This is a genomic window from Microbacterium sp. HA-8 (assembly GCF_046111165.1).
Classification (GTDB): domain Bacteria; phylum Actinomycetota; class Actinomycetes; order Actinomycetales; family Microbacteriaceae; genus Microbacterium.
Map to the genome: position 1 here is coordinate 1262009 of NZ_CP162025.1, position 13604 is coordinate 1275612.

Annotated in this window: 12 protein-coding genes; 5 read left to right on the plus strand and 7 right to left on the minus strand. The window is 67.7% G+C overall.

All coding sequences use genetic code 11. The annotated features are described in order from the left end of the window. Window positions 1–8: 8 nt before the first annotated feature. Genes AB2L57_RS06095 through AB2L57_RS06110 form a run of 4 tightly spaced genes read right to left on the minus strand, consistent with a single transcriptional unit; the run spans window position 9 to window position 3095 of the window. Entirely contained in the window at window positions 9–413 is a 405-nt protein-coding gene (locus AB2L57_RS06095) for a hypothetical protein (RefSeq protein WP_144588144.1), read from the minus strand. Then, window positions 410–1057 carry a DUF2637 domain-containing protein gene (locus AB2L57_RS06100; RefSeq protein WP_409048679.1) on the minus strand — a complete coding sequence of 216 codons (648 nt, stop codon included), beginning with the start codon at window positions 1055–1057 and terminating at the stop codon, window positions 410–412. Before AB2L57_RS06100 ends, AB2L57_RS06095 begins: the two co-directional genes overlap by 4 nt. 32 nt (window positions 1058–1089) lie before the next feature. Next, entirely contained in the window at window positions 1090–2022 is a 933-nt protein-coding gene (locus AB2L57_RS06105; protein WP_409048317.1) for a bifunctional DNA primase/polymerase, read from the minus strand. Beyond that, window positions 2022–3095, minus strand: coding sequence for an ImmA/IrrE family metallo-endopeptidase (locus AB2L57_RS06110; RefSeq protein WP_259801025.1), 1074 nt, complete (start codon window positions 3093–3095; stop codon window positions 2022–2024). Before AB2L57_RS06110 ends, AB2L57_RS06105 begins: the two co-directional genes overlap by 1 nt. 310 nt (window positions 3096–3405) lie before the next feature. On the opposite strand from AB2L57_RS06110, the gene AB2L57_RS06115 reads away from it, so the two are divergent. From AB2L57_RS06115 to AB2L57_RS06135, 5 genes are all read left to right on the plus strand, one after another. Next, window positions 3406–3837 (plus strand): hypothetical protein, encoded by a 432-nt coding sequence (locus tag AB2L57_RS06115; protein ID WP_293787884.1) that lies wholly within the window; start codon window positions 3406–3408, stop codon window positions 3835–3837. Window positions 3838–3896: 59 nt separating this feature from the next. Then, a complete protein-coding gene (locus AB2L57_RS06120) occupies window positions 3897–4361 on the plus strand; it encodes a hypothetical protein (RefSeq protein WP_293787885.1) in 465 nt (154 codons plus the stop codon). Further along, complete coding sequence (locus AB2L57_RS06125; protein WP_409048318.1) at window positions 4358–5368, plus strand: MAB_1171c family putative transporter; 1011 nt, start codon at window positions 4358–4360, stop codon at window positions 5366–5368. The genes AB2L57_RS06120 and AB2L57_RS06125 overlap by 4 nt, the downstream gene beginning before the upstream one ends. Further along, entirely contained in the window at window positions 5365–6501 is a 1137-nt protein-coding gene (locus tag AB2L57_RS06130; RefSeq protein WP_409048319.1) for an alpha/beta hydrolase, read from the plus strand. The genes AB2L57_RS06125 and AB2L57_RS06130 overlap by 4 nt, the downstream gene beginning before the upstream one ends. Window positions 6502–6636: 135 nt before the next feature. Further along, window positions 6637–6891, plus strand: a complete 255-nt coding sequence (locus AB2L57_RS06135) for a helix-turn-helix domain-containing protein (RefSeq protein ID WP_409048320.1) — start codon at window positions 6637–6639, stop codon at window positions 6889–6891. Between the two features lie 212 nt (window positions 6892–7103). On the opposite strand, the gene drmC is transcribed toward AB2L57_RS06135, so the two are convergent. Genes drmC through drmA form a run of 3 tightly spaced genes read right to left on the minus strand, consistent with a single transcriptional unit; the run spans window position 7104 to window position 13544 of the window. Next, on the minus strand, window positions 7104–7814 hold the full coding sequence (gene drmC, locus AB2L57_RS06140) for a DISARM system phospholipase D-like protein DrmC (protein WP_409048321.1): 711 nt from the start codon (window positions 7812–7814) through the stop codon (window positions 7104–7106). Beyond that, the gene (gene drmB / locus AB2L57_RS06145) at window positions 7804–9831 is read right to left on the minus strand and encodes a DrmB family protein (RefSeq protein WP_409048322.1); all 2028 of its coding nucleotides are present in this window, start codon (window positions 9829–9831) and stop codon (window positions 7804–7806) included. The genes drmC and drmB overlap by 11 nt, the downstream gene beginning before the upstream one ends. Beyond that, window positions 9831–13544, minus strand: coding sequence for a DISARM system helicase DrmA (drmA, locus tag AB2L57_RS06150; protein ID WP_409048323.1), 3714 nt, complete (start codon window positions 13542–13544; stop codon window positions 9831–9833). Before drmA ends, drmB begins: the two co-directional genes overlap by 1 nt. Between the last annotated feature and the right edge of the window lie 60 nt (window positions 13545–13604).

The window sequence follows — 13604 nt, forward strand, 5'->3', positions numbered from 1 at the left end:
CACCGCCGTCAACTCATCGAGACCCCGGAGCGGGACACTTGCGAGGCAGGCGCGGTGCTGCGCCCGAACGCCGAGATCGGAGGCAGTCGCCGGGCACGGCCCCCGAGACGACGAACTGCGGCCCCGAGCGGGGTGCCAGTACGGCGTGCCAGCTCGGCCTGGAAGTCGAGGCCACGGCCGGCTGCGTGCGCGGAGTGCCGGGCGATCAGGTCGGTGGGGCGTACCCACTCCACGCCGCGCCCGCGAACGATCGCGTGCTGCTTGTCGTCGCGGGCGACCTGCGCGGCCTGCACCGCCTCCGGCGTGCTCGCCGGTTCGACTGGCTCGGGGCGCTCCCGCGGCTCCTCGAGGACCAGCCTCGCCGGATCGGGCCTTACCGAGTCGGTGTGCTGCGCGTTGTCGCTGGTGTTCATGGGGTCGTCTCCTCCCGCTCGTCGGCGGTGTCATTTGTGTCAGTCAGGTGTGCGACGGCGAACCAGCGGCCTACGGTCGAGGGATGCACCCCGAGTTCGCGGGCGATCCGCTTGTTCGACCAGCCCGCCTCCCGCAGCTCCCACCCCAGCGCCCGCCGATCCACCACACCATCGTCGCGACGGTTCGGTTCCGGCTCGCCAGACGGCAGCGCTGGCATCGACTCCGCAGCGACCGTCGGACGCGAGGCGGCAGGTTGCGTGTCGGGGTCGGGGTCGGGTGTGCGGGTGAGGATCACTGTCAGGTGCGTGATGGCGAGCAGGACGACGGGCGGCACGGCGGCGACCGAGGCCGCGAGCATCCTTGGGACGTCGGCGTCTGCGGCCACGACGGCGTGAATGGCGTTCGCCGTCACCGACACGAGCGCGCCGCCGACCAACAGCGCCCACGGATACCAGGCCGAGTGCTGCCCGGCGAGTGCGACGACGGCGACCGTGGCGACGACAATGATGCCGTCCACGATCAGCGGCCACGCCCACGCCTGCCCCGCCCCGATCCCGGAGCGAGCGGCCAGATCGGCCAGCGACGTGAACGACAGCCAGAACGCCCCGGCGGCGATGAACACCGTCCCCGCGACCGCCGTCATGGCGGCCCAGCGCCGTCCTTCCGATTCACGCCTCACAACCCAGCCCTCCCAAGGGCTGGGGACGGTGGGCTCGCCGAGTAGCCGAACCACCGATCCGCGCTCTGCATCCGGCGGCCTGACGTGGCCTCCGATGGAGGCTGGGTGGCGCGGTAGGCCGAGCGCACCGTCGTGGCGATCTCGCGATCGCCCAGACCCGCCGACTGTGCCGCAGCACCCAGGGCATCGAGCGCGTCGGCGGCTGAGACACCGTTCTCGGCGAGGCGGCAGGCGGCCCAGAACAGGCCCCGGTTCCGCTCGCCCTCGCCCCGCCTGGCGACCCACGCCGCCAGCCGCTTCCCATCCACGGCGACCGAGGTGTCGTTGGCGCGTGGTCGGGTGACGGGGCGCGGGTCGAGGAAGTCCCGCAGGCGGGTCGCGTCCACCGTGCCCACCGAGTGCGCAGCGATGTCGGCGACCTCGTAGCGGCGGACGTTGCCGTCGATGATTCGCCGGGAAGGCGAAGCGATGATGTAGCCGCCGTCGCCCCGGAAATCGACGCCCACGTCAGCTGCCTGCCACGACCGCTGCTCCCTGCCCTGTGTCGCCGGGAAGTACACGTGCGCGCCACCGGTGGGTGTGCGCACCAACAGACCCGCTCCATCGACGAGCCCCGCCTCGGAGGCGCGCTCGAATGCCGCGCGGCCATCGTGGGGGCCATGGACATCGACATCGACGACGACAACGCCCGATGCAGCGCCTGTCGGGATGCTGATGTTCGCGTCCGGTGTGCGCGACCACCACGCCGCGACCTGTTCCGGGTCGCTGCTCGCATCGAGGAACCCACGACGGGTCAGCGGACGCTTCCCCTCGACCAGACACGGGAACACGGGCACGCCGGCCGCCGCGAGGGCGCCCGCGGCGAACGCCAGGCTTGGCGCGCGATCCACGCGAATCAGCGCCGCGAGGACATCGATTGGCTCGGGCATCACAGCACCCGCCCCGACAGCGCCGGCACCGGCGCAACACGCGGACGATTCGCCTCCACCGCAGCCGCACGGGAAGTTCGCGGACTGGGGGCGTCGCGTTCGAGGCCGGGCGGGGTGCCGTCGCCGACCTGGAGCGTGTCGAGCTGGTCGAGGATCGCCAGCGCGGTCTTCCGCACCCGCTCGCCGGTGCCCTGCACCACCTGGGCGGGCTCTTGACCGTCCACGCGGGTGGCCCAGGTCGAGACGTACGGGATCGTGTACCGGGCGGTGTCCATGCCGTGCGCGGCGCCAATCATCAGCGCGACGGACTCGGCTTCGACCTCGCGGATGCCGCGATGCTGCCGCGCCTCTTCGTCGTCGGGATCGTGCATCAGCACGTGCGCCAGCTCGTGCGCGAGGGTCTTGACCTGCGCGGCAGGGTCCATGTTCTCCCTCACCGCAACCGTGCGCGCCGCGTAGTCGGTCATGCCGTTCGCGCCGGAGATCATCCCCTCGTGCGGCATCCGCAGCACCTCGAACCCCGCGCCGCGAATCTGCCCGGCCAGCCCCTCCCACAGCCCCGTCGGTGCTTCGCCTTCCAGCAGCGTCGGAGCGGGCGGCACCGGCAGCGGCTCGCCGTCGGTCTGGGAGGCATCCCACACGTAGGCCGGCCTGGCCCCGACCATCCGCGAGCGCACCACCTCGCCGGCCTTCGGCTTCTCCCTCGGCCCGAGTCGTCGCCACGATCCCGCATCGGCAGGGGTCGCGGTAGCGAACCGGCCCGTCACGGGCGCGAAGATCATGTACCCCAGCTGGCCCTTCATCACCTGCCGCCCGAGCCCTTGCCACTGCCGGTATCCGGCGACCAGGGTGGGGAAGGGTTCTGGCACCCGGCCCGCCTCGTAGGCGGCTTCGTGCTGCACCCAGATCAGCATCGTGTTGTTGAACGACCGCGACCGGAACCGTGCCGCGAACGCGAGCGCCTGCCGCCAATCGTCACCCGAGACCAGCGACTCGACCGCTCCGGTCAGCTTCTCGTGCAGCTCGTCGAGCTTCGCCTCTCGCGCCGCGCGGGCGTCCTCGTTCGATGCCATGCTCTGGCCTCCTCTTCGGCGGGCCGCGACGCAGCTGCGCGCGGCGGTACACCTGGCAGGTAGGCGCGAACACCCGCGCCCGAAACGTGAGCTGGACATCGTTCACCTCCTTGAGGCAGCCCAAGCCGAGACCGGGACGCCTACATTGAGCATGCTCAAATGTCCCAGAGTCCTGTTCTAACATCGACGTTGAGCATGCGCAAGCCTTGATTTGTGCATGCTCAACAAGTACGGTTGAGCATGCACAACCACCCTCCGGGTGGCCCACATCGATGCCTTGCCCGTCGCGAAGGGAAGGGGGTCAGCCACCATGACCGAAGACGAGAGCCAGGCTGCGGCCGAAGACCTCGCCAAACGTCTGCGGCTCCTGATGGATGTCGCCGTCGCCGAGTCCGGCACGGAGCCGACCTACTCGCAGATCGCCGGCTACCTCCAAGAACGAGGCACCAACCTGTCGCGGTCGCGCTGGACGTACATGGTCAACGGCCACCGCTACGTCCAAGACCCCGCCGTCTTCGAAGGGCTCGCGGAGTTCTTCGACGTGGACGCCGCGTTCCTGCTCGGCGAGGACGGTGCTGCCACTCCCGAGAAGGTCTCTGCGCAGCTCGACCTGGTTCGGTCCATGCGTGTCGCGAAGGTGAAGTCCTACGCTGCCCGCACCCTCGGCGATATCTCGCCGAAAGCACTCCACGCCATCACCAAGTTCCTGGACGAGGAAATGACACACATGCCCGAGCACTGACCGGTACCGCGCGACGGAGCCGCCACCGGTCCCTGCTCCCTACAGAGAAGGGGCGAACCGTGAACATCGAACAGACCGTATCGGCGGCCGTCGCGGGCCTTGAGCTCGGCAACACCTTCGCCCTTGACGATCTCCTCCACACCGTCCAAGACCGGCGGCACCGTAGGCTCCGCGTCGTTGAACTCGCCGGCCTCGACACCCACGATGGCCTCTGCGCGCTCTGGCTCTCCACCGATGCCGAAGACGTCGTGCTTCACGCCCGCAGCGACTCCGCGCTGCATCGCCAGCAGTTCGTGCTCCACGAGCTCGCCCACATGATCCTTGGCCACGGCGAAGGCGACGACTGTGCAGTCGGGGAAGCACTGCTGCCCAACATCCCGCCGTACACCAGAGGTCGCCTGCTCAGGCGGCAAGACCTCGACAGCGAAACCGAGATCGCCGCCGAGTCCCTCGCCGACCGGCTCGCCGCCGGCATCCGAGGATCGGTGTTCGCAGAGTCCAGATACTCGGAGATATTCGGATGATCCAGACGCTCGTCGCAACGCTCATGTGGGCGCTCGTGGCGAGCCTGCTCATCTTCCGACGCAAACGCACCGACCGAAGCATCACCTATGCCGCCCTCACGATCGCCATCGCGATGACGCTCAACGTGGATGCCGCCTACAGCGCCGTCGATCGACTGCTCGGTGGCACCAACCTCGCCACCCTGATCGCGGACGCGCTCCTGATGACCGGGCTGTTCTTCCTCGGCCGCGGCGTCATGAAGACCGGCGAGTACCGGCCCAGGCTCGTCCGAGCCGCCGTCAGCATCCCCGTCCTGCTCGTCGCGCTGCTCGCGATCACCGCATCGTTCCTGCTCATCGACCGCGGCACCACTACCACACGATTTATGATCGACCTCGGCGCACAGCCAGCGGCGGCGGTCTACTCGATCATCAACTTCATCTACTGCCTCGTCATTGTCGTGGCGATGCTCGTCCTCGCCATAAGGCAGTACCGGCACAGCACCGGCATCCAGCACCTCCCCGCGGCACTGTTGAGCCTGGGCTCGGCGTTCGGCGTCGCGCTCTGCCTCGCCGTAATCGTGATGGACATTGCCCACGCCACCGGCCATCTCGACCTCATGCACACTATCCAGTCCGCCTACGATCCGCTCTCCGTCCTGACCTTCGTGTTCCTCTGCGCCGGGTTCGCGATCCAGCCTGCCGTCCGTCGCGCTCAGCACCACGCCCGGCAGAGGCAGACCGTCGCCCTCACAGCGCAGCTGGAGTCGCTTTGGCACCAGGCGACGCGCGCACGGCCCGGGCTGAGCCAGGCCGACCCCCTCGCCGCCAGTAGCGAAGACCCCGAAGGGCACCTCCATCGAGTGATCGTCGAAATCCGCGACGCGATGATCGACCCCCGCATCACCTTCGACATCGACGCCGACGACCGCGACCTGCTCGAACGCGCCGAGAGCCACCTCGTCGGAAGCGACAGCGCCCTCGCGGCGACCTCGCCCGTTCCCTACGTCGAGGAGCGGGAGTCGTGATAGGCCGCATCGCTCTCGGCGCTGGGGCCGCGGTGGCAGCGGCTGCCTGGGTCGGCTGGGCCATCGCGCGGCGGCTCACCGCACCCGTCGGCCCACGAATATTCGACCTCACCGTTCGAGGCGTCGAGCACGCCGACGACGGCGACCTGATCGTGCTCGACCGCACCGACCAGGCCACCGCGCCAGGCATCTACAATCTCTGGTTCGAGCACGGCGGCTGGGCGCAGCTCTCCGCAGATACCGTCGATCGCGGACCCACCCGCGTCGCTCGCAGGATCACGGGCACCACATCGGGTTTCACTCCGAAGACCGGCGATTGCGCCTCCTGGAGCGGCATCTACTACGCCACCCCAGCCGACGCCGGACTCCGCGCACGCGACATCACCATCACGACCCCCGCAGGACCATGCCCGGCCTGGCGCATCGACGGAGACCTCGCGACCTGGGCCATCCACATCCACGGCCTCGGCAGCACCCGCGCCGGCACCCTCCGCGGCGTCCTCGCCGCAACCGAGCTCGGCTACACCTCCCTGCTCGTGAGCTATCGCAACACCGACGAAGGGCCACGAGTCGGCACCGGCCGGACGACCCTCGGCTACGCCGAGACGAGCGACGTTGACGAGGCCATCGGATACGCCGTCCGACGCGGAGCGCAGCAGATTGTCCTGTTCGGCTGGTCGATGGGGGCCGCTGTCGCTCTCCAACTCGCCGACCACCCGCGACATCAGGGACTGATCGCCGCGCTCATACTCGACTCCCCAGTCCTCGACTGGACCGAAGTCATCAAGACCAACTGCGCCCGCAGCGGATGGCCTGCAGCAGCCGGGCACCTCGCGATCCCGTGGCTCACCCTCGACCCACTGGCACGCACAGTCGGCCTGCCGGGACGCGTCCCACTTCCCACCTTCGACTGGACATCCCGAGCCGTAGAGCTCAACACGCCGACCCTGATCGTCCACGGCACCCGAGACGACTCCGTGCCGATCCGGCTCTCACAAGCACTCCGAAACGCTCGCCCGGACCTCGTCGAGCTTGAGACCTTCGATGCCGGCCATACCCTCTGCTGGAACAGCGATCTGGACCGCTGGCAGAACACAGTGACCGCCTGGCTCAAGGTGCGCATCCCACGCTGATCGGTAGAACGCAGCGGCGACTCTCGAAACCTGTCTCGTTCGGCCACGCCCGGAGAAACCCAACTCAAGCCGTACCTCAGCCGGTATCATCGTGGGTGTTGGCCTGCCTGGGCCATTGAGCGAGGGAGGACCAACGTGGCTGAGCCGTGGCTGTCCGCAGACGACATCGCCGCCCACCTCGGGATCACCAAAGACACCGTCTACACCTGGATCGCCGAGAAGGCGATGCCCGCCCACAAGGTCGGACGCCTCTGGAAGTTCCAAGCCAGCGAGATCGACGACTGGGTGCGCGCGGGTGCGGCGGCCAGTGACCAAGATCTCCCCCTAGCCCATCCCGGTGTCGGTGGTCGCTCCTACGCTCATGACAACGACGAGCACGGGGAGGGGTGAAGATGAACCTGAAAGACGCCCAGCGCTTGGTGAAGTCCAAGCAACGCGTTGCGGACCATGGCGAGGTGTTCACGCCGGCGTGGATGGTCGAGGACATGCTCGACCTCGTTAAGCACGAGTCTGAGCGGATCGACTCCCGCGTGCTCGAACCGACCTTTATGCGCAAGTCGGGTGTCTCACGAGACAGGGCCGCGCCCGGCCCTGGTGCTTCGTCAGGCCTTGATGAGTTCGTAGAGCGACCCGTGCTTGCTCGCCATGGCGGCCTCGACGGAGGTGGCGAGGGCGGTGTCGCGGACGAGGATGCCGAACTCGACGTTGCGGTTCTCGGCAGAGTAGCTGAAGTTCGCGCTGGTGATCAGCAGCAGCTCGTGGTCGACCACGATGAACTTCGCGTGGCTGACGACCTGCTTGCCGTTTGCCAACGCCGCTGAGCGGTAGACCGTAGCTTGTGGGAGCTGCCCCTTCACAGTCGAGGCATCGGCGACTGCGGCATCCAGGTACACGGTGACGACGACGCCGGGTTGCTCGGAGGCTGCCTTTAGCGCCGTCCACATCTGCGACGTGTCCTGGAAGTTGTAGGTAGCCGCCGTCACCGACTGCCTCGCAGCTCCGACAATGCGGTGGAACTCGCTGGTCAAATGGCCGGTGTTGGCTTCGTTGCCGGGCATCGTCCATACCGGGGTCAGCTCGCGCAGGACGGCCTTGGCGCCTGCGATCGCGCGCAGCACACTGACAGCGCGGCTGCGATCGCTGGGACCAACCCCTGAGGCAGCGAGTAGCGCCTTCACGTTCTCGCGTCGGGCGATCGCGATCTCGCGCACGGCGACGCTGACCGGCGTACCGGTTTCAAACTGCAGGGCGAGGCGCTCCGCTTCGGTCGCGGTGAGGAAGCTGCCGAGTTCGGTGAGCGGATCAGAGGCCATAGTTGCCGAAGAACCCTGGCACGGTCGACCCGTTCGCGGTCGGGAGGTCGAGCAGGAACCGGCGGTCGAGGAAGCGGTTGGCCTTCTCGCACGAGGTCTCGGAGGCGAAGCAGCAGGTGTGGCAGGCGGCGCCGTGCAGGAAGTCCTCGGGGTCCGACGGCGTCCGCTGGGCGCAGATCGGGTCAGAGGAACAGCGCCAGGCCCGGCGGACCGCAGAGAGGACGATGCCCTGAAGCTTGTCCGGCTCGGACAGGGCCACCAGCCCTCCGAGTGTGCCTTCACTGTCGGAGGCGGTCGTGCAGATCAGTAGTCCTGCCGCGGCCTCGCGTCCGGGCTCCTCCTGCCATGCGTAGATGCGTTCGGTCAGGCTGGCTGCTCCGTACCCGGAGTACATCGCCATCTCGCGGATGAGGATGTGGGACAGGGTGTGGAGGAGCCAGTAGCGCGGCCCCGGCAGACGGGTGTCGGGGTTGATCGCTGCGGCGGTCTCGGAGAATCGGCGGGCGAAGTTGCGGCGGTGGGCCTCGAGGTGGGCGTTCCAGAGCGGGGTGGTCTCGATGTGTCGTTCCCACTGTGCGACGGCGTCGAGGTCGAGTTGCAGGAAGATGCCTTCGCCGCGGTCTTCGGTGGCGGGCACCCAGGTGGGCTTGCCGTTGCGGGTGAGGTTGACCAGGCGGGACGCGACGTCGTTGACGCGGTCCATCTCATCGAGGCGTGTGAATCCGAGGACGGCGTTGACGCGCTTCATCCGGTTGACGCCGACAACACGCTTGACGCGGGGGTGCAGCTCGGTACCGCGTTGCATCTCGGTGACCATGAGTCCGGTGGTGTTCTGCTGTTCGGGGAATAGGGCCGGCTTCTGGAGGTAGCGCCATTCGGGGATGAGTAGTTCGATCGGGTCCCAGTTGGCGCGGCGCTCCTCGCGGTCCTCCTCGGACTCCGGTGGTGCGAGCACGTCCGCGACGGCCGTGGTGATGTCGTGGTCGGTGAGTCCGGTGACGTCGATGTTGCGTGCTCCGGAGAGGGCGCGGATGACCGGGATCTGGTCGGCGAACTGCCGGATCTGGTCGATGCCGAGTTCGACGCGGAGTTGGTCGGCGAGTGCTTCCTTCTGTTCGGCGTCCGAGCGCGGCATGACGATGATGCTCTGCGTCGAGGGGAACCACAGGTTCGAGGCACCCATCATGATGAGCGCGGGCTGCGCCTTGCAGCCGGGGAAGAACGCTCCGAGGTGGGGGTGGCGTCCGCGGCAGGTCTGGGGCAGCTTGAGCCGCCCCTTCGCCCCTTGGGCTTCCGCCATACCGCGAGTGGCGTTGCACGACTGGCAGATGATCGTGGAACCGACGCTCTTGCCGACGTTGGCGTCGCGCATCTTGAGGTCGGGGTTCTCGGCGTTCGGGCACTTCTGGCCGCGGTGAACCCAGAGTGTGTAGGGGAACTCGTCGAGATGTCCGTTGGTGCAGGTCAGCAGGTGCTGTGCGGGAACCGCGGGGCTGCCCTCGCGGCGACCTCGTCCGCCGCGACCAGGGCAAGGCTTGTGCGTGAACTGGGCGAGGTCAGGCCGGAACGGATGCGTGTTCGTGTAGGTGAACCGGGTGAGCGGGCCAAGGTAGTCGCAACCGGTGCACCTGAACCACTGCGGGAACACCCGCGCAGGAAGGCCGAGGTCCGAACCTTCGGTCGACATCGAGCCCTTCTTGGGCTGCCACGGGAACGGTCGCAGCGCGTCGACCTGTGGGCCGAGATGGAGCCGGACGACGTCGAGTAGGCGCGGTTCGACGATCGTCGGGACGACCTCGCGGCGCTTCCAGATCGGCTCCCAGTCGTCGAGTCCGGCGGGCATGACCGAGAAGTTCGGCAGGTCCATGATCGCGCCAGGGCCGTAGGTGTACAGGAGCGATGAAGGACGTGCGGACCCGACCTTGGCACGGTTCTTCGCGAGGCCTTCGTCGGCGTCGCCGAGCGGGTCGAGGGCGTCGTTGTTGTCGGCCAATGGCGCGGTGGTGGTGTCGGTCATCAGTCGTCCTCCCCGGTGGGCAGTGCCCAGTTGTCGACGCCCACGGGAGTCCTGGCGAAGAGTCGGTCTGATACCGGCGAGACCAGGATGTTGATCTCCGGCTGCACTTCGCGCATCGAGTTTGCGATCACGAACGGAGCTTCACTGGTGCTGCCGACGTTGGCGCGGTGGTTCTCGGGGCTGATGATGAGCGGCAGGTACTTGTCGCCCTCGCCGGTGCGTTCGTAGACGAGTGTCTGGTGCCGTTCGCTGGCGTATCCGGCGCGGCTCGCCCACCGGTCGACGCGGTTGGTCAGCAGGTCGCTGGCCTTCTTCGTGAGGTCATCGTCCTGGGACGCGGCGAGAATCCGCGCCTTCAACCGGTCGATGATCCCGTTGACTGCGGGATGCTGCGAGGCGATCTTGCCCGCCTCACGCTCGGGTGACAGACCGTCGGCGACGGTCGCCTGGGCGACGCGCGCGGCGCTGACGAGCAGCCCATCGATGCCGCGTTCCAGCGAAGTCGGCGAGAACGGCGTGACGGAGAGCGCCTCGACCTGCTTGTAGAAGGTGTCGTGGTAGTGCCGGAACTGCTCGAAGTGGGCGAGGTCGCGTGGCCGCGCCCAGTTCCCCAGCGACACGACCAGGCCCGGGCGTGCCGCATCGCGGCCCACTCGCGATGACGCCTGGATGTACTCGGCGGTGTTCTTCGGCTGGCCGACCACGAGCATGAGCCCGAGTCGCTGCACGTCGACACCGACCTGGAGCATCGACGTGGCGAGGACGACGTCGAAGGGTGCGTCGCCGTCGCGCTTGGGCGCCGCCTTGTCTTCTCGGCGCAACGCGATTCGCGCCTGGAACTCTGCGGTCGTGTCATAGCCCGGGTCGAACTCGAGCCCGAGCTTGTCGAGGGTCTTGCCGATGTCGGCACCCGAGATCCGTGATGTCAGCTCCGCCACGTTGAGGTTTCCGAACGCGGTGCCATAGCGCCTCGGGAATCCGGAGTCTCGGCGGGGGTTGCCGACGCGTGTGCTGACGTCGTCATCGACGTAGCGGCGCATGCCGGCTAGCTCTCGCGTGGCGTTGAAGTACCCGACGAGAGTCATGTAAGGGTCCGCCTCGATGCCGGTGCGGTCAAGCAGCAACTGGCCTGCGAGCAACAGCACCTCAGCAAGGCGGATCTCTGCGCTCGAGAGGCGCACACCCGGCGCACTGACACCGATGTAGCGACGACCGGGGTTCTCCTGGGAGACTTCGACCTCACGTGAAAAGAAGGTATCGGCGACATCGAGCACCTGCGGCGGGAAGATCTCCACTTTGCGTCCGTAGAGCTGGCGCACCTGCTCGACCGCGTTGCGCACAGTGGCCGTTGAGGCGACGATCAGCGGCTTGACCGGCTTGCCTTCGGGCGTCTCCCACGAGCACAGCGTCTCGACGGCGACCTCGAACAGACCGACGGCCGTGCCGAGGGCCCCGGTGATGAGGTGCAGTTCGTCCTGGATGATCAGATCCGGCGGACGCAGTCGGCCGACGGGCATGACCGTCGCGGCAGGATGGCCGTGGTTCGCCGGGTGTGACTGCACAGTGCAGCCGGTGTAGTCAGGGTGGACGTAGCCGTGCCGCCCGCAGCGCCTGCTCACGAACCCGAACAGTGAGGCGGCCTCGCCCTCGCGTGCGAGCCGGGCGAACTTGTCGACGGTAGCGATGACGAATGCTGGGGTGAGCCGATAGATCTCCTCATCGATGGTGAGCACCGGGAGCCCCTCGGGCACGCCGCCGCCCTTAGAGAACGGGCACCGGCCAAGCTCATCACCGCAGTGCACGAACACCCGACGGCTGGTGGCGTCACCCTTCACGTTTGCCGCGGTGATCTCGGTCCCGCACCACGGGCACCGCTGAATCTGGAGGACTGTGAGTCGGTGTGAGGCACCGTCGTTGACCTTCTTGAGCTGCTCGTCGGCCTCCTCGAACCGCTTCGGGCTGACATCGGTACCGACCCAAAGGCCGATGCGGAACGGTTCGGCGCCCCAGGTCGACTCGTCCTCACGGCGGGCGAGTTCGGCGGCGCAGACGAGCGCGGTCGCGCGCTGGAACTGCTGCGCCGTCAGTAGGCGCAACGTGTAACGCATCAGCACCGACACCCCATCGCTGCCGTTCAGAGGGCCGTCGGTTGATTGCACGACTGCCTGCCGCCGGCGGATCGCGAACGTGTAGGCGGCCAGGCCCAGGTATGCCTCGGTCTTGCCACCGCCGGTCGGGAAGAAAAGCAGCTCCACGCGAGCCTGATGTTCCGCACTGCGGAGTGCGGCCGTCGGGTCAGTCAGCGACCCGAGCTGCATCAGGATGAACGCGAGCTGGAACGGACGCCACGACGCGACAGGTCTTCCATCAGCCTCTGCAGCTTCAACGCCCTGCCGTGCCTGCGCGATCGACAGTGCCGAATCGGACTTCCGCGCTTCGGCAACCTGCGAAGCGAGGCGCTGATCGCGCATGACCCGGTTCATGAACTGGAAGCACTGAAGCCCAGTTGCGTCGGAGGCGACGAACTCCAGCCCTTCGACAAGGCGCTGGTGCGCCTGCCGAGCCTCCCACAGCACCACGTCGGCGATCTCCCGCAAGTGCTCGGGAAGCTGCGCCGCCACGCCTTCCTGCCGGTCGAGCCAGGCCCCATAACCGGAGACCAAGGGGGCGAGCCCGGCGCGCAACTCGTCAGGAGCGACGGAGGCCAGCGTCTTCATCGATAGCGTCGCGCTCTCGACCTCGCCGGCCCTGGTCTGCGGAGTCTCGACCTTCGGCAGCCATGTCGTCGACACCGACGTCGCCCGCCGCGAACCCTTGCGCACGACCCAGTCGGCCGAGCAGGTGCGGCCGATCGCAAACTCGAGCCGGTCCTTGTATTGGAGGTCGAGCCGCCGGACCTCGTCGTCGTGCTCGGGCCAGTCCTGCTCCAGCACGTCTCGCACCGGCAGGAATGCTTCGGTGCCACGGGCGTCGATGAGGAGCTTCGTCTGGAACATCCACATGTTCGACGGGATAGGAAGTGGCGTCTCGCGGTCATTGCACAGCGCGATCTCTATGAGCACCCGTCCGTACTTGGCGTCGTCGTAGCGGTCGATCCGCAGGCAGATCGCGTCTCGGAGCACGACCGTCTCGGTGCGACCGGGAGTCAGCGCCGCGAGCGTCATCGTCCGGGTCTCCTCGACCGGGGTGCGCTGGTACTTCCGGATGGGACGTCCGGCCTTCGACACTTCGTCCGTCTCGACAGTCTCGTAGGTGCCCCACGAGGCCGTGACATCGAACGACGCGAGATCGCTGGGCACCTGGAACCGCAGTCCCATCGACGCTGGAATCATCAGACCCTGCTTGGGTGCCCGGTCCTCGACGTCGTCCTCTTCGGCATCCGCCTCGCTCTCGTCGGCCGCAACCGTCGGGACTCCGCGCCCTTCGGTCACACCGTCCTCGTCGAGACGCACCTCGGCCAGGTCGTCGGCGTCGTCCTGATCGAGCCCCGATTCATCGGTGCTCGTGAGCTTGACCGGCGCGATCAGCCCGACGAGATACATCTGTTTCGGGCTGAACGGGAGCAACTCCTTCTCGCCGTGGATCGGCCCCAGCAACTCTCGCTCCAGGATGTCCACGAGGTTCTCGCGCACGCTGAAAGACGCGCCGTCGGTAGGGAAGTTGAGCACGTAGCCCGTGTCCGCTGGGGTGGGCGTGTCCGTGCTGTCTGCCATGGGCACCAGTCTGCCGCATGCGTCCGACCGTGATCATTGTGATCGCATCGATTCACCCGC